The sequence below is a fragment of the Nocardioides sp. NBC_00850 genome (assembly GCF_045207335.1).
In the GTDB taxonomy this organism is placed as follows: domain Bacteria; phylum Actinomycetota; class Actinomycetes; order Propionibacteriales; family Nocardioidaceae; genus Nocardioides.
Genome location: NZ_CP108845.1, coordinates 942,272 through 960,157, shown reverse-complemented (window position 1 = coordinate 960,157; position 17,886 = coordinate 942,272). Strand labels below are relative to the sequence as shown.

Genomic DNA, 17,886 nt, shown 5'->3' with positions numbered 1-17,886 from the left:
TGGCGGGTCCTCGCCGGAGTCAGTGGGCCATGTCGACGAAACGGCTGTAGTGGCCCTGGAAGGCGACGACGAGGTCTCGGGTGGGGCCGTTGCGGTGCTTGGCGATGATCACGTCAGCCTCGCCGGGGCGGGTCGACTCCTTCTCGTAGACGTCGTCGCGGTGGAGGAGGACGACCATGTCGGCGTCCTGCTCCAGCGAGCCCGACTCACGGAGGTCGGAGACGGCCGGGCGCTTGTCGGCGCGCTGCTCGGAACCACGGTTGAGCTGGGACAGCGCGATGATCGGGACCTCGAGCTCCTTGGCCAGCAGCTTGATCTGACGGGAGAACTCAGAGACCTCGAGCTGACGGGACTCGACCTTCTTGCCGGAGCTCATCAGCTGGAGGTAGTCGATGACGATGAGCCGGAGATCGTGGCGCTGCTTGAGCCTTCTGGCCTTGCTCCGGATCTCCATCATCGTCATGTTCGGGCTGTCGTCGATGAACATCGGCGCGCTGGAGACCTCGCCCATCTTGCGGGCCAGCTTGTTCCAGTCGTCGTCGGACATGTTGCCGTTGCGGATGTGGTTGAGCGGCACCTTGGCCTCGGCCGAGAGGAGACGCATGGTGATCTCGGAGCGGCTCATCTCCAGGCTGAAGAAGACGCTGGTCAGGTTGTTGTGGATCGAGGCCGCGCGACAGAAGTCGAGAGCCAGGGTCGACTTACCCATCGCGGGTCGAGCCGCGACGATGATCATCTGCCCGCCGTGGAAGCCGTTGGTGAGCTCGTCGAAGTCGGCGAAGCCCGTGGGTACGCCGTAGAGACCGGCCTCGCGGTTGGAGATCGCCTCGATCTCGTCGAGGACGCCGTCCATGATGTCGGCGAGCGGGGAGTAGTCCTCACCCGAGCGCTTGTCGGTGAGCTTGAAGACCTCGGCCTGGGCCTCGTCGACGATGTTGTCGACCTCGCCCTCGCCGGCATAGCCGATCTGCACGATCTTGGTGCCGGCCTCGACCAGCCGGCGCAGGACCGACTTCTCCCGGACGATCTCGCCGTAGTAACCCGCGTTGGCGGCGATCGGGACGTTGGAGGCGAGGGTGTGCAGGTAAGGGGCGCCACCGATGCGCTCCAGCTCCGCCTTGCGGCGCAGCTCGTCGGCGACGGTGACCATGTCGGCGGGCTCACCACGACCGTAGAGGTCGATGATCGCGTCGTAGATGGTCTCGTGCGTCGGGCGGTAGAAGTCGGTGCCGCGCAGCGTCTCGGAGACGTCGGCGATGGCGTCCTTCGAGATCAGCATGGAGCCGAGGACAGCCTGCTCGGCAGCCATGTCCTGCGGTGGCGTGCGGTCGTTGACCGCGCGCGGGGCGTTGCCCGGTTCGTACGCCGCGGGGCCGTCGCCCCACTCCTCGAACGGCGGCTCCGGGAAGTCGCCCGGACCGCCCATCGAGCCGGTCTCAGTGACGCTCATTCCCTTGCCCCTCCGTGGTCTGCGGATCGTCGCGGCGTGATCTCGGTCGATTCGGTCCCACGCTACGGGTGGGCACCGACAGTTCTGCTCACACAGTTCTGGGCCGACCGTCGACGACACCCTCAAGTCTCCGCGACCCTACGTCGCAGACCACATCGGCGACAGAGGGTTATCCACAGGCCCTGGGGATAACCAGGGGATAGCGGTGGACGACACCCTGGTCAATGTGAACAGCCTGGGGAAGTGCCTGTGCATAACTGGTTCCACAGGATTGGTAAAGTCGGCCTGACCTGCAACTTTACAATCCATAGGCTGTGGACGAAAGAAAGTCGGCACCCCGCCGGGATTCTCCGCCGAGATCGTCGTACCCCCTTGGGCGTTTTGTCGACATAGCGCCGCAACGACGTTTTCCACAGGTTTTCCACCTGCCCTGAACAACGCCTCGCGCCGACGGTGTTTAACCTTGAGACCGTGACGAGCCGGGCGGATGCGAAGAGCTACTCGAAGACCGACCGCCGAGGCCTCGACAAGGAGATCTGGCGGCTCGCGATCCCCGCCTTTCTGGCCCTCGTCGCCGAGCCGCTCTTCCTGCTGGCGGACTCCGCGATCGTCGGCCACCTCGGCACCCGCGAGCTCGCCGGCCTCGGTGTCGCGGGCGTCGTACTCCAGACGATCGTCGGGCTCTGCGTCTTCCTCGCGTACGGCACCACAGCATCGGTCGCCCGCCGCATCGGCGCGGGCGACACCGCCGGGGCGCTCCGGCAGGGCATCGACGGGATCTGGCTCGCAGTCATCATCGGGGTCGTCGTCACGATCCCGGTGATGGTCCTGGCCGAGCCGCTCAGCCGGGCGGTCGGCGCAGGCGACGAGGTCGTCGGCCCCGCGACCACCTACCTCCGGATCGCCGTCCTCGGGGTGACACCGCTGCTGGTGATGCTCGCGGCCACCGGCGTGCTCCGTGGACTGCAGGACACCAAGACGCCGCTGGTCGCGGCGGTCGTGGCCAATGTACTCAACATCGTGCTCAACCTCGCCCTCGTCTACGGCGCCGGGCTGGGCATCGCCGGTTCGGCGATCGGCTCGGTGATCGCGCAGGTGCTGGCGGCCGGGATGCTGACGTACGTCGTGGTGCGGGCCGCCCGCGGCCAAGGCGTGCCGCTGCGCCCGGATGCGCCCGGGATCCGGGCCTCCGCGCGGGCCGGCGTGGCCCTCGTGGTCCGCACGCTGACGCTGCGCATGGCGCTGCTGGTCACGACGTACGCCGTCACCCATCTCGCCGTCGGCGACCAGGCCGTCGCCCTGGCGACCCACCAGATCGCCTTCACGCTGTGGACTTTCCTGGCGTTCGTGCTCGATGCGATCGCGATCGCCGCGCAGGCGCTGACCGGGCGGTCGCTCGGGGCCGGCGACACCCGGGAGACCCGGGCCATCACGGCCCGGATGGTGTGGTGGGGCGTCGTGATCGGAGTCGTGGCCGGCGTACTCCTGGCTGCTCTGTCCCCGTTCCTCGGCGCACTCTTCACCGAGGACCAGGCGGTGCGGGAGCTGTTGGTGCCGGTGGTGATCGTGGCGGCGATCGCCCAGCCGATCGCGGGCGTCGTCTTCGTGCTCGACGGGGTGCTCATCGGCGCCGGCGACGGGCGCTACCTGGCCTGGGGCGGGGTCTGGACCCTCGTCGCCTATGTCCCGCTCGTCGCGCTGGCCGTCGCCCTCGGCGGCGGGCTGGTGTGGGTGTGGATCACCTTCGCGGTCGGCTTCATGGGCGCCCGCTTCGTGGTGCTGACGCTCCGTGCGCGAAGCGACCGCTGGCTGGTCACCGGCGCCTGAGCCCCGTTTCTAGGCATCGGTCCCACATACTCACTTGTGCCCAGCCCGGGCGCACGCCAAGGTCGTCCCATGGCGACCGACCCGAAGACCACCTTGAAGACGTACATCGACGCTCGCCGCGAGGCGCTGATCTCCAAGGTCGAGGGCCTCTCGGAGCGGGACGCGCGGCTGCCGCGTACGCCGACCGGCACCAACCTTCTCGGCATCATCAAGCACGTCACCGGGGTCGAGGCCGTCTATCTCGGGGACACGTTCGGGCGTCCGTTCCCGCATCCCGAGGAGCTGATCCCGGACGAGCGGTTCGACATCGACCCGCAGGCGGACTGGTATGCCACCGAGGACGAAACGATCGAGGGCATCATCGACCTCTACCGCCGGGTCATCGCCCACGGTGACGAGACGGTCGAGGCGCTGCCGCTGGACGCCATCGGCCATGTGCCGCACTGGGGCAACGAGGAAGTCACCCTCCACCAGATCCTGGTGCACCTCTTCGCCGACCTCGCCGGTCACGGCGGACAGGCCGACATCCTCCGGGAAGAGGCCGACGGCGCCGTCGGCTGGCGCAAGCCCGGCGACAACGTCCCGCCGGCGTACGACTGGCCGGCGTACGTCGCCAAGCTGACCGACCTCGCGAACAAGTTCTGAAAACGAACAGGCCCGCCTCCCTGAGGAGGCGGGCCTGAGTGAATCCCTAGATCAAGCGGGGACCACGTTGAGGGCCAGCTTGGCGGACACCTCGTCGTGGAGCTTGACGGAGACCTCGTGAGCACCGAGCGCCTTGATCGGGTTGCCCAGCGCGATGGTGCGCTTGTCGATCGACTCGCCGGTGGTCTCGGAGACCGCGGCGGCGATGTCGGCGGCGGTGACGGCGCCGTAGAGGCGGCCGTCCTTGCCGGAGCGGACCTTCACGTTGACCGTGTTGGCCTCGAGCTTGCCCTTGATCTCGGCGGCGTGAGCCTCGTCGCGCACGGAGCGAGCCGAGCGCGCAGCCTTGATCGAGTCGGCCTGCGACTCGGCGCCGCGGGACCAACGGATGGCGTCGCCACGCGGGATCAGGTAGTTGCGGGCGTAGCCGTCCTTGACCTCGACGACGTCACCGGCGGAACCCAGCCCGGTGACCTCCTGCTGAAGGATGATCTTGGTAGCCATGTCGATCCTCCTCAGCGACCGGTGGAGGTGTAGGGCAGCAGAGCAACCTCGCGCGCGTTCTTGACGGCGATGGCCACGTCGCGCTGGTGCTGGACGCAGTTGCCGGTCACGCGACGGGCACGGATCTTGCCGCGGTCGGAGATGAACTTACGGAGGAGGGTGGCGTCCTTGTAGTCGACACCGGTCGCCTTCTCCTTGCAGAACTGGCAAACCTTCTTCTTAGGCTTGCGAATCACTGCCTTGGCCATTGTGGTGCTTCCTTTCTAGAAGCCCGGCGAGCGCCGGAATGGTTGAGGGATTCGGAATGTGGATCTGTTGATCAGAAGGGAGGCTCGTCGTTGCCCACGCCCGGGGTCGCCCACGGGTCGTTGGCCGGCGCGCCGCCGCCCGCGTTGGCGGGCTGCTGCGGAGCCGGCGAGGCCCACGGGTCGTTGCCACCGGCCGGAGCCTGCTGGCCGCCACCACCCTGGGGGCCGCCATAGCCACCACCCTGGTTGTAGCCACCGCCGCCGCCACCCTGGTTGTAACCGCCGCCGCCACCCTGGCCGCCGGACTGGCGGCTGGCCTTGGTGACCTTGGCGGTCGCGTAGCGGAGCGAGGGACCGATCTCGTCGCACTCGAGCTCGAAGACAGTGCGCTTCTCGCCCTCACGCGTCTCGTAGGACCTCGACTTCAGGCGACCCTGAGCGACGACACGCATGCCGCGCTGCAGGGACTCGGCGACGTTCTCAGCAGCCTGGCGCCAGATCGAGCAGCGCAGGAAGAGGGTCTCCCCGTCCTCCCACGCGTTGGTCTGGCGGTTGAAGCTGCTGGGCGTCGAAGCAATCGTGAAGTTGGCAACGGCTGCACCCGACGGCGTGAAGCGAAGCTCCGGGTCGTCGGTGAGGTTGCCGATCACGGTGATGACGGTGTCGCCTGCCATGAGATCTCCCTTGAGTCTGATCTGGGTGTCGGTGTCGGTTCAGGAGTTCCAAATAAATGTGAACTGGCCGTGTGGGTCCAAACATAGGACCCCGCACCGACAATTACCGACGGTGACATCCGCGTCACTTGGACGGACGGATGACCTTCGTACGCAGGATCTGCTCGTTGAGGCCAAGCTGGCGGTCGAGCTCCAGAACGGTCTTGGGCTCGGCGGTCAGGTTGACGACGGCGTAGATGCCCTCGGCGTTCTTGTTGACCTCATAGGCCAGACGACGGCGGCCCCAGACGTCAACGTTCTCGACGGTGCCACCATCAGTGGTGACGACCTTCAGGAACTTGTCAAGGGTCGGGGCGACGGTGCGCTCATCGAGGCTGGGCTCGAGGATCACCATTACTTCATAGGCGCGCATAGCGTTCTCCACCTCCTACGGACTCGGCGGCCATGGTCTCTCCATGGCAGGAGGGCTGATGCGATGTCCCATCTCCGTCTGTGGAGAGGGACGAGTCAGGGTATCAACCAGCGGTTTCGGTGGCCGAATCCACGGCCTCGACCGTGAACGGCACCGTGATCACCTCGCCGTCGCCGAGCCGGAACTGGGCCCAGAGGCGGTAGAGACCAGCCTTCGGTACGTCCAGGTGGAGCCCGAGCTCGGGCCCGAACGAGGCGCCGGGGACCGCCAGCTCGTCGCCTTCGGCGTGGCCGTGCACGAACGTCTCGCCGTCCGCGCTCATGACCACGACGTGGCCGGCCGCGCCGAGGTAGGGCTGTAGATCGTCGACAACCTTCCCGGTGCTGTCCTCGAACCCGAAGTGCAGGTCGCTCTGCTGGTCGGCAACGGGCGTGCCCTCGAGCGTGACGGTGAGATTGTCGACAGTCGACGATCTCGGGCTCGCCTCCAGCGGAACGGCCGGGGGCTGCGTACCTTCGACGGTGAGCTGCTGCCGGTCGAGCACATCGGCCATGTCGGCCCGGCGGCGGAACTCGGTGTCGACGCGGTAGGTGCCTCCGGCGGGGAAGGTCACGTCGGTCTCGAGCTCGCCCGGACGGCCGGTCGGCTCGGCGTGGAGGTGGCGGAACCAGGAGAGGTCCTGGCTGGTCACGATGACGTGCATCCAGGCCTGGTGGGTGCGACCGAGGTCGGTCACCGGATCACCGGTCGCGGCGTCCGTGACGAGGAACCGGAGCCCGCCCTCGCGCCGCGTGATCGCGACGTCGATGCCCGACTCGGCGGAGGCGACGGGGGCGATGTCGACCTCGTGCATCTCCGTCATCGACGGCCGCATCGGGCTCATCCCCTGCGCCCACTCCAGGATGCCGTTCATCCCGCGCTGCGCCGGCTCGGTGCGTGACAGGTACGTCAGGCCGGCCCCGATCGAGATCGCGATCACGGCCGTGACCAGGAGATATCCACCGTCGCGAACGCGGGTGACGAAGCCCCGGCCGGCGTACGCCTCGGGCGTCTCGGGACGGCGGAAGCCACGCAGGCGCAGCGCGTTGGTGACCACGCTGACCGAGCTCATCGCCATCGCGGCGCCGGCGAGGACCGGGTCGAGAAGGGCGAGCGCGGCGACGGGGATGAGGAGCACGTTGTAGGCGAACGCCCAGAACAGGCCCTGCTTGATCGTCGCGACGGTGCGGCGGGAGAGCGCCAGCGCGGTGACCACGCCGCGGAGGTCGCCGCCGACGAGGGTGATGTCGGAGGCGGCCAGGGCGACGTCGGTGCCGGTGCCGATCGCGATCCCGACGTCGGCCTGGGCCAGCGCCGGGGCGTCGTTGATCCCGTCGCCGACCATCGCGACGACCTTGCCCTCGTCCTGGAGCTGCTGGATTCGGGCGAGCTTCTGCTCGGGCAGCAGACCGCCGGCGGCGTGACGTACGCCGACCTCGTCGGCCACCTTCGCCACCGTCGCGGCGGCGTCGCCGCTGAGGATGTGCACCTCGACGCCCGAGTCCTCGAGCAGGCGCACCGTCTCCTTCGCCTCGTCGCGGACCTGGTCCGCGACCCGGATCGACCCGGCGTACGCACCGTCGACCGCGATCAGGACGGAGCCGTTGTCGGTGGCGTCGACGCCCTCCTCGGCCAGCATCGCCGAGTTGCCGACGACGACCCGGCGCCCGTCGACGTACGCGCTGATCCCGCGGCCCGGGTGGGCCTCGAACGCCGAGACCTGCACGTCCACGGCGTCGGACGAGGCCCCGGCGCGCGCTCGAAGGGCGGTGGCGAGAGGGTGATCGCTGCCGGTCTCGGCGGCTGCGGCGATCCGGACCAGTTCGTCGTGGGTCCAGCCCGGAGCCGGGGTGATGTCGGAGACCTCGGGCTTGCCGTGGGTGATCGTGCCGGTCTTGTCGAAGACGATGGCGGTGACCGAGCGGGCGCGCTCCAGGGTCTCGCCCGAGCCGACGAGTACGCCGAGCTCGGCGGCGCGGCCGGCGCCGACCATGACGGCGGCCGGCGTGGCCAGGCCGAGGGCGCAGGGGCAGGCGATGATGAGGACCGCGATGGCTGCGGTGACGGCACTGGTCAGACGCTCGGCGTCGGGGCCGAGGACCAGCCAACCGATGAAGGTCAGCGCTGCGACGACGAGGACAGCAGGCACGAACACGGCCGAGACCCGGTCGGCGAGGCGCTGCAGCTTGGTGCCGGAGCCCTGGGCCGACTCGACCATCGCGATGATCTGCGCCAGCGTGGTCTCGGCGCCGACCGCTGTCGCCTCGATCTCGAACGAGCCGGTCTGGTTGATCGTCGCGCCGATGACGATGTCGCCCTCGGTCTTCCGCACCGGGTCGCTCTCACCGGTGAGCATGGACTCGTCGACGTAGGACGCCCCGGCGACGATGCGGCCGTCGACCGGGATCTTCTCCCCGGCGCGTACGCGAATCCGGTCGCTGACCTGCAGGTTCGCAACCGGGACCGTGACGTCACGGCCGTTGCGGATCACCGTGGCCGTCTCCGGCATCAGACCGACGAGGGCCTTGACCGCATCGGCCGTACGCGACTTGGCGCGGGCCTCGAGCCAGCGGCCCATCAGCACCAGCGCGACGATGACCAGGGCGGTCTCGAAGTAGAGGTGGAGCGGCAGGCCCCACGCCTCGGCCTGCCCCATCCACAGGGTCACGAAGGCGCTGTAGGCGAAGGCGATGCCGGTGCCGAGCGTGACCAGGGTGTTCATGTCGACCGATCCGTGGCGTGCGCCTCGAACCGCCGCGACGTAGATGTCACGGCCCGCCCACCACTGCGTGACCGCGGCGACCACGAGCACGATCGACATGACCGGCTCCATGGCGTCGACGGGGAGCGGGACGTACATCAACGCCATCAGGCCGAGCCCCACCGCCAGGGCCGTGACCCACCGCCGTTTGAGCTGGACGAGCTCTGTCTCGCGGCGTACGTCCCGGTCGCCCTCGACCTCAGGCTCCTGTGGATTGTCGACAGTCGACGATCTCAGGACAGCCTGGTAGCCCGCCTTCTCGATGGCGGCGCTGATCTCGGCGAGGTCGGTGCGGGTGGGGTCGAAGTGAACGAGGGCGGTCTCGGTGGCGAGGTTGACGTTGGCGTCCTCGACACCCTCGACACGGCTGATGGCCTTGGTGACGCGGCGCACGCAGCTCGCGCAGGTCATGCCCTCGATCTCGAGCTGTTGCTCGGTCGGGTTCGCGGCGGTGGGGGTCATCATGATCAGGCCAGCGAGTAGCCGGCCTCCTCGACGGCCGCACGAATGGCGTCGTCCGAGATCGGCTCAGCGGCGGTGACGGTGACGTTGCCCGAGGCCAGGTCGACGTCGACGTTGCTCACGCCGGCGATCTCGGTGACCTCTTCGGTGACGGAGGAGGCGCAGTGTCCGCAGGTCATACCGACGACAGTGAAGTTCTGGGTGCTCATGAGAGTCTCTCTGGGTTGTTGGATTGTTGACAATCAGGACCGGACGAGGCGGGCGATGGCAGCGGAGGCCTCGGCGAGCTTCTCGTCGGCCTCGGCGCCACCGTTCTGGACCGCGCCGGCGACGCAGTGACCGAGGTGCTCGTCGAGCAGTCCGAGAGCGACCGCCTGGAGCGCCTTGGTCGAAGCGGAGACCTGGGTGAGGATGTCGATGCAGTAGGCCTCGTCCTCGACCATCCGCTGCAGCCCGCGCACCTGACCTTCGATGCGCTTGAGGCGCTTGAGATAGGCCTCTTTGTTCTTGTTGTGGAGGTATCCGTGATCCGCGTGGCCTTCGGGCCCGGTGTGCTCGTCCATGCCGCCTACCATACCCCCGTAAGGTATGAAGTCAAGCCGAAGGATGTCGGTGCCGCGTCCTAGACTGGGCCCATGGCTGTTGCGATCGGTGCCCACGTAGACCAGACCGACCCCGTCGCCGAGGCGACCGCGCGCGGCGCGAGGCTGGTGCAGTTCTTCCTGGGCGATCCCCAGTCCTACAAGGGCCCGGTGGTGACGTACGCCGACGGCGCAGCCGCCCTCAAGGCCCGCGCGGAGGAGCAGGGTGTCGATCTCTACGTCCACGCGCCCTACATCATCAACGTCGCCACGACGAACAACCGGATCCGGATCCCGAGCCGCAAGCTCCTCCAGCAGCACATGGACACCGCGGCCGAGGTCGGCGCCAAGGGCCTGATCGTCCACGGCGGCCACGTCAACAAGGACGACGACCCGTCGAAGGGCTTCGACAACTGGCGTAAGGCGATCGAGGCGACCGACATCAAGGTCCCGCTCCTGATCGAGAACACCGCGGGAGGCGACAACGCGATGGCGCGCTACCTCGACCGGATCGCCGGCGTCTGGGAAGCCATCTCCACCGCCGAAGGCGCAGAGAACGTCGGCTTCTGCCTCGACACCTGCCACGCCCACGCCGGTGGCAACCCGCTCGAGACGGTCGTCGAGGACGTACGCAAGATCACCGGCCGGATCGACCTGGTCCACTGCAACGACTCCCGCGACGAGTTCGACTCCGGCGCCGACCGCCACGCCAACTTCGGCGCCGGCCGCATCGACCCCGACCTGCTGGCCGGCGTGGTCCGCGACGCCGGCGCCCCGGTGATCTGCGAGACCCCGGGCGGCGCCGCAGAGCACGCGAGCGACTTCGCCTGGCTCCGCGACCGACTCTGACCGATTCTCACCGAATCTTCACTTCTGTCAGCCGAGTCTTGAGTTCTGGCGGACGAATCAGCACATTGGTCCGCCACGACCGAAGATTCGTTCGCCACAGCTGCGGTTTCGCTCGCCAGAACTGAAGATTCGGCTGAGAATTGGACCGCCCAGTGGGACCGTCGGCTATGACCCAACAGGGCCATTGACATATCGTCCTCCGAATGAGTTCGAACTGGCGCGCCGATGTTCAAGGTCTCCGTGCCGTCGCTGTCGGTCTGGTGATCGCAGGACACGCGGGGCTCTCGGGGTTCGAGGGAGGGTTCGTCGGAGTCGACGTCTTCTTCGTCCTGTCCGGGTTCCTGATCACCACCCTGCTGCTGCGTGAGACCGACCGCAGCGGCACGGTCAGCATCAGCCAGTTCTACGCCCGCCGCGCCCGCCGGATCCTGCCGGCGGCGACCGCGACGATGCTGGTCGTACTCACCTACAGCGCGATCGTCCTGCCCCAGACCCGCACCGACCAGATCGCGGGCGACGCCGGCTGGGCGGCGGTCTTCCTGGCCAACGTGCACTTCGCCAAGGAGGCCGTCGACTACTTCAACAACGCCGCGCCCTCCCCGTTCCAGCACTACTGGTCGCTCTCGGTCGAGGAGCAGTTCTACGTCGTCTGGCCGCTGTTGGTGCTCGCCGTTGCTCTCTGGATCCCGAAGCACCACCGGCGTCGCGCGATCACCGCGCTCGCCGCGCTCGTTGCGGTGGTCAGCCTCGCCTGGTCGCTGCACGCCACCAGCGTCGACCCGACCACGGCCTACTTCTCCACCCCCGCCCGGGCGTTCGAGCTCGCCGCCGGCGCCCTGCTCGCCTGCCTCGCGGGTCGCCTGCAGGTCGCGACGAGCGCGACGCGGACCGGTCGGCTCGCCGCGGCAGCCCTCGGCGTCGCCGGGGTCGGCACCCTCGTCTACGCCACCGCCAACTTCAGCGAGGCCACTCACTTCCCGGGCTGGCACGCCCTGGTCCCGGTGCTCGCCACGGTCGCGCTCCTGGTCGCCGGCCCCGCCACCCCGACCGGCTGGCTGCTCTCGAAGCAGCCGCTGCGCTACCTGGGTGACATCTCGTTCAGCCTCTACCTGTGGCACTGGCCGATCCTGATCCTCGCCCCCGAGGCGATCCCCGGCGGCGGCGTACGCCAGCTGCTGATCATGATGGCGCTCATCCTGGCCGCCTCCGCGGCGAGCTACCACTGGATCGAGATGCCCTTCCAGCGCCACAAGCTCCCGCATCTCACCAAGGGCCGTCGCGCGCTCGCCCTCTGGCCCGCCGCCGCTGCCCTCGCACTGGTCGCGGGCACGAGCTCGCAGGCGTACGCCGGCTATCAGGTCGACGTCGCCAAGGCCAACGCAGAGGAATGGTTCCAGGAGAACCCGGACGTTCTCGAGACCGACGACAAGCCGGTCACCGGCGTACTGAAGACCACCGTCGAGGCCGCCGAGGAGGGTGCTCCGTTGCCGCCCGAGGTCGAGTTCGACGCGACCGACTCGTGGGCCGAGCGCGGTGGCTACTGCTATGCGGGCTACGGCGAGACGAAGCTCGACGGCGACTGCATCTACGGCGATGGCAAGGCCGATCGCACCGTCGCAGTCGTCGGCGACTCCCACATCGGGATGTGGCTGCCCGCCCTCGACACCCTCGCCGAGCGCCAGCACGTGAAGCTGGTCCCGTTTGTGAAGCTCGGCTGCGCCGCGTACGGCGTGAAGCAGAAGTCCTCGAAGATGACCGTCGCCGAGTGCGAGGACTTCCGGAAGTGGACCAACGAGCAGATCACCGAGCTGAACCCGGACACGATCGTCGTCGGCGCCCGCGGCATGCTCGACATGGAGGAACGCGACGGCGTCTCGACCGAGGAGCAGTGGCGTGAGGGCGTGCGCCACGGCGTCAGTGCTTTCGAGAGGATCACTCCGGACGTACGCGTCTTCGCCGACGTCCCCTCCGTCGACAACGACCCCGGGGAGTGCCTCTCCGACGCCCGCAACCTCCTCGAGGACTGCGTGGTGAAGGCCGACGGCACCGAGGTCGACTCCAACGAGGTGACCCAGGACGCGCTCAAGGGGACCGAGGCGGCGTACGTCGACATCGTCGACCTGGTCTGCTCCGAGCGCTGCCCGCTCGTCGTCGGCGACGTCGTCACCTACTACGACGACTCCCACATCACCGCGACCTGGGTCGACCGGGTCACCCCGGCGCTCGGGAAGCGCCTCGGCCGTCTCGACCGTTCCGCCTAGAACACATTTCAGTTCTGGGCTGACGGAACCATTGCCGTAGCGGTTCCGGAGCGGGAGAATCGAAAGTTGCCGGGCGGGGCAGTCAATCCCCTCACCGCCCCGCCCGGCCCACGTCTCGGGCCGACGCAGGTTGGGCATCCCCCTCTTGCCCAACCCACGCTGCGGCCCCGAAACCGCCTGCCTCCCCCAAGGCGGCGGCGCCAGCGTCCGAACCGAATTCCCCCGAATCTCGGTCCGGACAGTCCCAAGGAGTACGCGGCAGACCTGTTGATACAAGGTCTTCAAGAATTTTCTCGCCGCCGTGCTCAGGCCGACCGTCAGCACCTCCGCCAGCCCGAGACGAGTTGCCTCGTTCCTCCCCCGGGTGCGGCGCAACGCCACTAGCCTGCTTCGCATGCCCGGCCCAGGAATGCTCACGCTGATGGTGCTGCCAGCAATCGTCGGTCTCATCATCGTCGCCCGCCCGAACGTCGCGCTGTCACTGAAGAGAATCCGCGGTACGTGGCTGATCGCCATCGCTGCTGCACTCCAGTTCGTGCATTACCGCGGCTGGTGGCCGGATCAGGTTCCGGAGGCCACCGAGCGGCGCATATACGCCGTCTTCATCATCGTCGTCGCCCTGACCTTCTCCTGGCTGAACCGGTCGCTAGGGAATCAGGCAACGGGTCGCTGGGCGCTGTCGCTGATCCCGCTCGGGACAATGTCGAACGCCATCCCGATCGCGTTCCTCGGGGCGATGCCGTACAGCATTTCCGGGGCACGTATTGCTGGTTACACCCACGCGGATCTGGCCACCGATGCGCCCGGCTACATCCGCCTCGAGGACGTGTCGCCGTTCTGGACCCCGCTCGCAGACCTGATCCCGGTCCCCGTGCTGATGAAGGTCTTGAGCATCGGAGACGTCTTTCTGTTCTTCGGCCTCGTGCTGCTGATCGTCGCCTGCTCTCGGCCCCGCGCCGAGGCAGTGTCAGGTCCAGTCAACGCCAGTGACGGGTCCGTCCAGCCGTCGGTGTGATCTCGCACCGATCTCCATCTCTACCCCACGAGAGGAGGAACCAATGAAGTTCGACGACCTGAAGGCACGTATGTACCTCGCAGGCGCCACGATCGTGCCAACTGCGCTGGCGATCTACGCCCTCGCAGCCCCACACAACGAGCCCAACTAGAGCAGCACGTCGGGTGGGCGGGGCCAAAAGGTCCTTGCCCACCACGACGCCGATCCTCGTAGCCTCGACCTACGAGAAGCAGACGAACGGCGCCGGCGGAGCGTCCGCGGTTGCTGCAGGAAGGGACTCGGCGAGGGCCTCGGCCGGGGCCAGGCCCTTCGCGAGGGCGCCGTGGAGACGGCTGAAGACCTCGTACGCTGCCTCATCGGCCACGACGGCAGGCGAGGCGATCACAGCGCGGGCACCGGCATGCAACCAGGCTCCGACCAGCCCGATCAGCTCCTCGCCCCAACGGATGGTCGAACGTCCGACCTCGCAGGCGGAGAGGAGCACGACGTCGGGTACGGCGGAGAGGCCGTCGATGTCGTAGCCGTACCAGGTCCCGTCTGCGAGCTCGAGACCCGAGAAGAGTGGGTTGTCGGCGGAGTGGTGGCCGTGGGCGGCCAGGTGAAGTACGTCGACCTCGGCCGCCAGCGCGGAGACCGCTGTCGCGGTGGCGTCGGCGCCGATGAGCGTGTGCGCGGTCGACCAGGCGGTGGCGCTCTTGGTGACCTCGTCGGCGGCTCGCATGACCCGCGGCCCTGCGACGAACCCGGCCGTCGTGGCTCGCAGCGGGGTGTCGGCGCGACTCAGCCACGCGGTGGCGCTCTGGGCAACCGTCACCGGTCGGCCGGTGAAGCCGGACAGCAACGTCCACGGCACCGTCGCCAGAACGGCGGAGGGAGTCAGGACGACAGGACGGTCGCCGATCCTGTCGAGAACCGGGGCGACGAGCAGATCGGATAGCTGCTGGAGCCGAGCGGTGAGGTCACCCCGCACCGCGGCGCCGAGCGGGCCCGGGAGGTCGGTCGCAGCGACGTCGAGGTCGGGCAACAGGCCGCCGAGCAGGGACCCAAGCGCAGCCTGCTCGCCGAGATCGATCCGGGTGGACGAGTCGTCGGTCGCGACGACGGCGACGATCCGTCCGGCGGCGACGACATAGGCGACGAGCGCATGGTTGCCGATGCGTTCGCGCAGGTCAGGCAAGGAGATCGGCTCAGAGACCTGGCCCGACCCCTTGACCCGCCAGGCCCGCTGCCGGATCTGCTCACGCAGCTCGGCCTCGCGCTCGGGCGTCACCTCACCGCGAAGCTCGGCCAGGTCGGCGGCGAGCTGGGGGTCGGACGGTGGCCGCACTGGCTGGACCCGCGAGGCCACCATCCGCGATCGCTCCGACCACTCGAAGAGCGCGTCGGTCTCGCCGGACTCGACGGCCAACTCCAAGCCGCGCCTGGCCAACGTGCGTCCGTGTCCGGCGACGTTGGTCTGCAGGTCCAGGCTGCCGAACGAGCTCTGCCACAGATGGAAGTCGTCGAGCCCGGCCCGAAGCTCGCGGAGCCCAGCAACGGCTCGTCCCGCGGCTACCGCCAGTTCGGCTCGGAGCTCTCGCTCCAGCAGACGGATGTCGATGGGCGCCTCCGGCGGGACCGGGCCGATGACCCGGCCGCTCGCCGGTCTCGTCGGTAGGCCAGCGTTCTCAGCCGAACGAATGCGCGCGAGCCGGGCCTGCAAGCGCACCCGGAGCGCCGGCCAATTCAGGCCCTGTTCCTCGAGCGGACCCGCCAGCGCCTCGCCGTCCTCACTCGGATCCTCGCGGGCGGTCACCGCCGCCTCGAACGCCACGGCCCGCGCCCGCAACGCCAGCCCTGGCGCTTTGGCCTCTTCGAACCATCCCAGCGCGGAGCGCGCCACACGCTTCGCCTCGGCCGGGTCGGTCGCAACCAGGTGCGACGCCAGCGCCAGCTCTGCCTCCCCCTGCCGCTGGCGCTGCCCCTTCGATCCGTACGCCTCGGCCGCTTGCCTAAGCATCTCGCCACCCTGCCGGGTCAGCCCCGCCGCCATCAGCACCTCGGCCCGGTCCGCGTTGCACACCGCCGTCACCAGATATCCGGCATCGGCCAATAGGCGATAGGCAGCCTCCATCAAGGCAAGTGCCCCTGGAAGGTCGCCCGAAAGAAACAGTGCGTACGCCCGGTTGTGATCTGCTTGCGCAGCCAAAACCTGCTCGCCAACTGATCGGTATCGATCTGCAGCCGAGTCAAAGTCCTCTATGGCTCGCACAATGTCATTGCGATCTAGATGAACCGTGCCTCGGTTGAGGTAAGCCTTGGCCAGGTCGAGACCTTCGAGTGATGAGATGGCGTCGCCAAAGGTCTCCAATGCTTCCGCCGCACGGCCGGCCCGCCGTAAGAGCAGGGCACGCTGCGCGAGAAGTACACCTCGTGTGGAGCCCTCAACGTCGAACTCAAGCGCTCGATCACTTTTCTCCAACGCCACGCTCAGGTTGGAGTCATCGACTTCGAGGTACGCCAGCGACGACTCGATCCGAGCGAGGACTTCAGGAGCGGTTGCGAGACTCAGGGCTCGTCCCAAGAGCGCCCTCGCGCTGTCGAAATCGCCTGACCTGAGCGCCGCGACGCCCTGCTTGTGCAGCTCGTCCGGATCGTCGGAAGTCATTGCTTGAGCGTAGTGAGGACTTCGATGGCGGCCCAGGCGCGATCGATGTCCTGCGTGACATCCCCGGGGTGACCATTGTCAAAGAGGTGCTGAGCAATTCGGCCGGCGAGCAACGGTGCCGCAAACGACGTACCGCTCCAGGTTCCGAATCCGCCGCCGAAGTCGTCAGGATCCAACGTCTCCCGCCTTCGACCAGAGAACTCGGATGCGACGCTCGCTTGATAACCGCCGTCGAAGCTGGCGGGGAAGGTACTCACGACTCCAGCCCCGATGTCGTACGCACGCACCCACGGTCCAGCGTTGCTGAAGATCGCGTCCGTCCCGTTGGGGTTGAGGGCTCCCACTGAGACGATCGGCAACGCCTTGTCCGACGCCGAGCAAGGACCCTCTCCCTCGCTCCATGGCGCAAAGGCTGCGGGGAAGTTCGGCCTCGATGTCGCGTCGTTGCCGGCGGAGCAAACGACCAGCGTCCCGTTGGCCGCAAGATCGGCAAGGATCTCGTGAAGCATCGGATCGAAGAGCGCATCCTCGGGAGTCTCGTGGTAGTAACCGATCGACAGGCTGAGCACGTCGATCCGACGCCCACGCGGATCCCCTTGGCGATAGAGGTGCACCAGGTCAGCAATCTGAGCGAGGGCCGTCAGCCAGCCGTACTCGGCAACGGGGCCATTCGGCGGAACGATTCGCCACGCATAGATGTCGGCGTTGGGACATGCCTGATGAACGAGGCCTGCGATGAAGGTGCCGTGACCCGCCATCGGATCAATCAGCCCGTCCAGTCCGCCAACCTGGTCGCCGTCGATCTCCGAGTCCGGAACACTTGAGGGCCATCCGATCTGATGGTCGCCGAGGCGTACGTCCCGATCGACGAAGTCGAGCCACGGGTGCTGGCCGCACCCCGTGTCGAGAACGGCCACCACGGGTCGCGACCGGCCGTCAAGGTCATCATCGCTTCGTCGGTAAGGAGCCGAGCCGACGTACGCTACCGGTTGACGACCGCCTGTTCCCAACGGGTCGTACCCGGAGCTCGGGTGCGGGTCGTTGAGGGGGTGGGGATCGTTTAGCGGGTGCGGGTCGTTCAGCGGGTGCGGGTCATTGAGCGGGTGCGGGTCATTGAGCGGCACCGGAACGAGAACGTGCTCCAAGCTCACCCCTTGCGCGCCGTCTTCTCCTTCAGCGCGCAGAAACTGAAGGAGCGTCCAAGCGTCCGGGGCCGCAACTGCCTTTCCAGGGACCACTCCGAGGCTGACTCGCCGGACACCGAAACGGAGGTCAACGGCGTGCGCAGGCTCCGGCTCGGCGTCGACACGCCAATGCAGAGACCGAGCAATGTTCTTGATCCGCCGGAACGTGTCTTCGAAGTCGACCGACTTGGAGATCAGGAGCGTGGTCGAGGAGTAGATCGTGGTACCGGCAGTGACGCCGTCCACAGCCACGGCATTGGTCGGGTCGAGGATGCGGGCGTCGGACCTGTACGGCACCGACAGTCGGGGCTCACGCTTGGGACGCAC

Annotated in this window: 15 protein-coding genes; 5 read left to right on the top strand and 10 right to left on the bottom strand. The window is 67.9% G+C overall.

Going from position 1 to position 17,886, the window contains the following annotated elements:
* Nucleotides 1-19: 19 nt before the first annotated feature.
* On the bottom strand, nt 20-1,309 hold the full coding sequence (gene dnaB / locus OH802_RS04635) for a replicative DNA helicase (RefSeq protein ID WP_406029233.1): 1,290 nt from the start codon (nt 1,307-1,309) through the stop codon (nt 20-22).
* Between the two features lie 612 nt (nt 1,310-1,921).
* On the opposite strand from dnaB, the gene OH802_RS04630 reads away from it, so the two are divergent.
* Together OH802_RS04630 and OH802_RS04625 are read left to right on the top strand one after the other, a co-directional pair.
* The gene (locus OH802_RS04630) at nt 1,922-3,277 is read left to right on the top strand and encodes an MATE family efflux transporter (RefSeq protein WP_406025547.1); all 1,356 of its coding nucleotides are present in this window, start codon (nt 1,922-1,924) and stop codon (nt 3,275-3,277) included.
* Between the two features lie 69 nt (nt 3,278-3,346).
* Nucleotides 3,347-3,922 carry a DinB family protein gene (locus tag OH802_RS04625; protein WP_406025545.1) on the top strand — a complete coding sequence of 192 codons (576 nt, stop codon included), beginning with the start codon at nt 3,347-3,349 and terminating at the stop codon, nt 3,920-3,922.
* A gap of 51 nt (nt 3,923-3,973) precedes the next feature.
* On the opposite strand, the gene rplI is transcribed toward OH802_RS04625, so the two are convergent.
* The 7 genes from rplI to OH802_RS04590 form a co-directional block, all read right to left on the bottom strand.
* The gene (gene rplI, locus OH802_RS04620) at nt 3,974-4,426 is read right to left on the bottom strand and encodes a 50S ribosomal protein L9 (protein ID WP_141801967.1); all 453 of its coding nucleotides are present in this window, start codon (nt 4,424-4,426) and stop codon (nt 3,974-3,976) included.
* Between the two features lie 11 nt (nt 4,427-4,437).
* Entirely contained in the window at nt 4,438-4,674 is a 237-nt protein-coding gene (rpsR, locus tag OH802_RS04615; RefSeq protein ID WP_008355445.1) for a 30S ribosomal protein S18, read from the bottom strand.
* Nucleotides 4,675-4,745: 71 nt separating this feature from the next.
* On the bottom strand, nt 4,746-5,348 hold the full coding sequence (locus OH802_RS04610; protein WP_406025541.1) for a single-stranded DNA-binding protein: 603 nt from the start codon (nt 5,346-5,348) through the stop codon (nt 4,746-4,748).
* Nucleotides 5,349-5,472: 124 nt separating this feature from the next.
* Complete coding sequence (gene rpsF, locus OH802_RS04605) at nt 5,473-5,760, bottom strand: 30S ribosomal protein S6 (protein WP_091044123.1); 288 nt, start codon at nt 5,758-5,760, stop codon at nt 5,473-5,475.
* Nucleotides 5,761-5,863: 103 nt separating this feature from the next.
* Nucleotides 5,864-9,022 carry a heavy metal translocating P-type ATPase gene (locus OH802_RS04600; RefSeq protein ID WP_406025538.1) on the bottom strand — a complete coding sequence of 1,053 codons (3,159 nt, stop codon included), beginning with the start codon at nt 9,020-9,022 and terminating at the stop codon, nt 5,864-5,866.
* Nucleotides 9,023-9,027: 5 nt separating this feature from the next.
* Nucleotides 9,028-9,231: a heavy-metal-associated domain-containing protein gene (locus OH802_RS04595; protein ID WP_141801970.1), complete on the bottom strand. Its 204-nt coding sequence runs from the start codon at nt 9,229-9,231 to the stop codon at nt 9,028-9,030.
* Between the two features lie 33 nt (nt 9,232-9,264).
* Nucleotides 9,265-9,585, bottom strand: a complete 321-nt coding sequence (locus OH802_RS04590; RefSeq protein ID WP_008355454.1) for a metal-sensitive transcriptional regulator — start codon at nt 9,583-9,585, stop codon at nt 9,265-9,267.
* A gap of 72 nt (nt 9,586-9,657) precedes the next feature.
* On the opposite strand from OH802_RS04590, the gene OH802_RS04585 reads away from it, so the two are divergent.
* The 3 genes from OH802_RS04585 (at nt 9,658) to OH802_RS04575 (ending at nt 13,728) form a co-directional block, all read left to right on the top strand.
* The gene (locus tag OH802_RS04585; RefSeq protein WP_406025535.1) at nt 9,658-10,452 is read left to right on the top strand and encodes a deoxyribonuclease IV; all 795 of its coding nucleotides are present in this window, start codon (nt 9,658-9,660) and stop codon (nt 10,450-10,452) included.
* A 203-nt stretch (nt 10,453-10,655) separates the two neighbouring features.
* Nucleotides 10,656-12,713, top strand: coding sequence for an acyltransferase family protein (locus tag OH802_RS04580; protein ID WP_406025533.1), 2,058 nt, complete (start codon nt 10,656-10,658; stop codon nt 12,711-12,713).
* 394 nt (nt 12,714-13,107) lie between these two features.
* Nucleotides 13,108-13,728: a DUF5317 family protein gene (locus tag OH802_RS04575; protein WP_406025531.1), complete on the top strand. Its 621-nt coding sequence runs from the start codon at nt 13,108-13,110 to the stop codon at nt 13,726-13,728.
* Nucleotides 13,729-13,948: 220 nt separating this feature from the next.
* Here OH802_RS04575 and OH802_RS04570 read toward each other — a convergent pair whose 3' ends face one another.
* Together OH802_RS04570 and OH802_RS04565 are read right to left on the bottom strand one after the other, a co-directional pair.
* A complete protein-coding gene (locus OH802_RS04570; protein ID WP_406025529.1) occupies nt 13,949-15,841 on the bottom strand; it encodes a CHAT domain-containing protein in 1,893 nt (630 codons plus the stop codon).
* 530 nt (nt 15,842-16,371) lie between these two features.
* Nucleotides 16,372-17,886: a S8 family peptidase gene (locus OH802_RS04565; RefSeq protein WP_406025527.1), complete on the bottom strand. Its 1,515-nt coding sequence runs from the start codon at nt 17,884-17,886 to the stop codon at nt 16,372-16,374.

Excerpts from the sequence above, each read along its gene's own strand:
- dnaB (WP_406029233.1), bottom strand. The coding sequence starts at position 1,309 with ATGGCTGCCGAGCAGGCTGTCCTCGGCTCCATGCTGATCTCGAAGGAC.
- OH802_RS04625 (WP_406025545.1), top strand. The coding sequence starts at position 3,347 with ATGGCGACCGACCCGAAGACCACCTTGAAGACGTACATCGACGCTCGC.
- rplI (WP_141801967.1), bottom strand. The coding sequence starts at position 4,426 with ATGGCTACCAAGATCATCCTTCAGCAGGAGGTCACCGGGCTGGGTTCC.
- rpsR (WP_008355445.1), bottom strand. The coding sequence starts at position 4,674 with ATGGCCAAGGCAGTGATTCGCAAGCCTAAGAAGAAGGTTTGCCAGTTC.
- OH802_RS04610 (WP_406025541.1), bottom strand. The coding sequence starts at position 5,348 with ATGGCAGGCGACACCGTCATCACCGTGATCGGCAACCTCACCGACGAC.
- rpsF (WP_091044123.1), bottom strand. The coding sequence starts at position 5,760 with ATGCGCGCCTATGAAGTAATGGTGATCCTCGAGCCCAGCCTCGATGAG.
- OH802_RS04600 (WP_406025538.1), bottom strand. The coding sequence starts at position 9,022 with ATGACCCCCACCGCCGCGAACCCGACCGAGCAACAGCTCGAGATCGAG.
- OH802_RS04595 (WP_141801970.1), bottom strand. The coding sequence starts at position 9,231 with ATGAGCACCCAGAACTTCACTGTCGTCGGTATGACCTGCGGACACTGC.
- OH802_RS04590 (WP_008355454.1), bottom strand. The coding sequence starts at position 9,585 with ATGGACGAGCACACCGGGCCCGAAGGCCACGCGGATCACGGATACCTC.
- OH802_RS04585 (WP_406025535.1), top strand. The coding sequence starts at position 9,658 with ATGGCTGTTGCGATCGGTGCCCACGTAGACCAGACCGACCCCGTCGCC.
- OH802_RS04580 (WP_406025533.1), top strand. The coding sequence starts at position 10,656 with ATGAGTTCGAACTGGCGCGCCGATGTTCAAGGTCTCCGTGCCGTCGCT.
- OH802_RS04575 (WP_406025531.1), top strand. The coding sequence starts at position 13,108 with ATGCCCGGCCCAGGAATGCTCACGCTGATGGTGCTGCCAGCAATCGTC.
- OH802_RS04570 (WP_406025529.1), bottom strand. The coding sequence starts at position 15,841 with ATGGAGGCTGCCTATCGCCTATTGGCCGATGCCGGATATCTGGTGACG.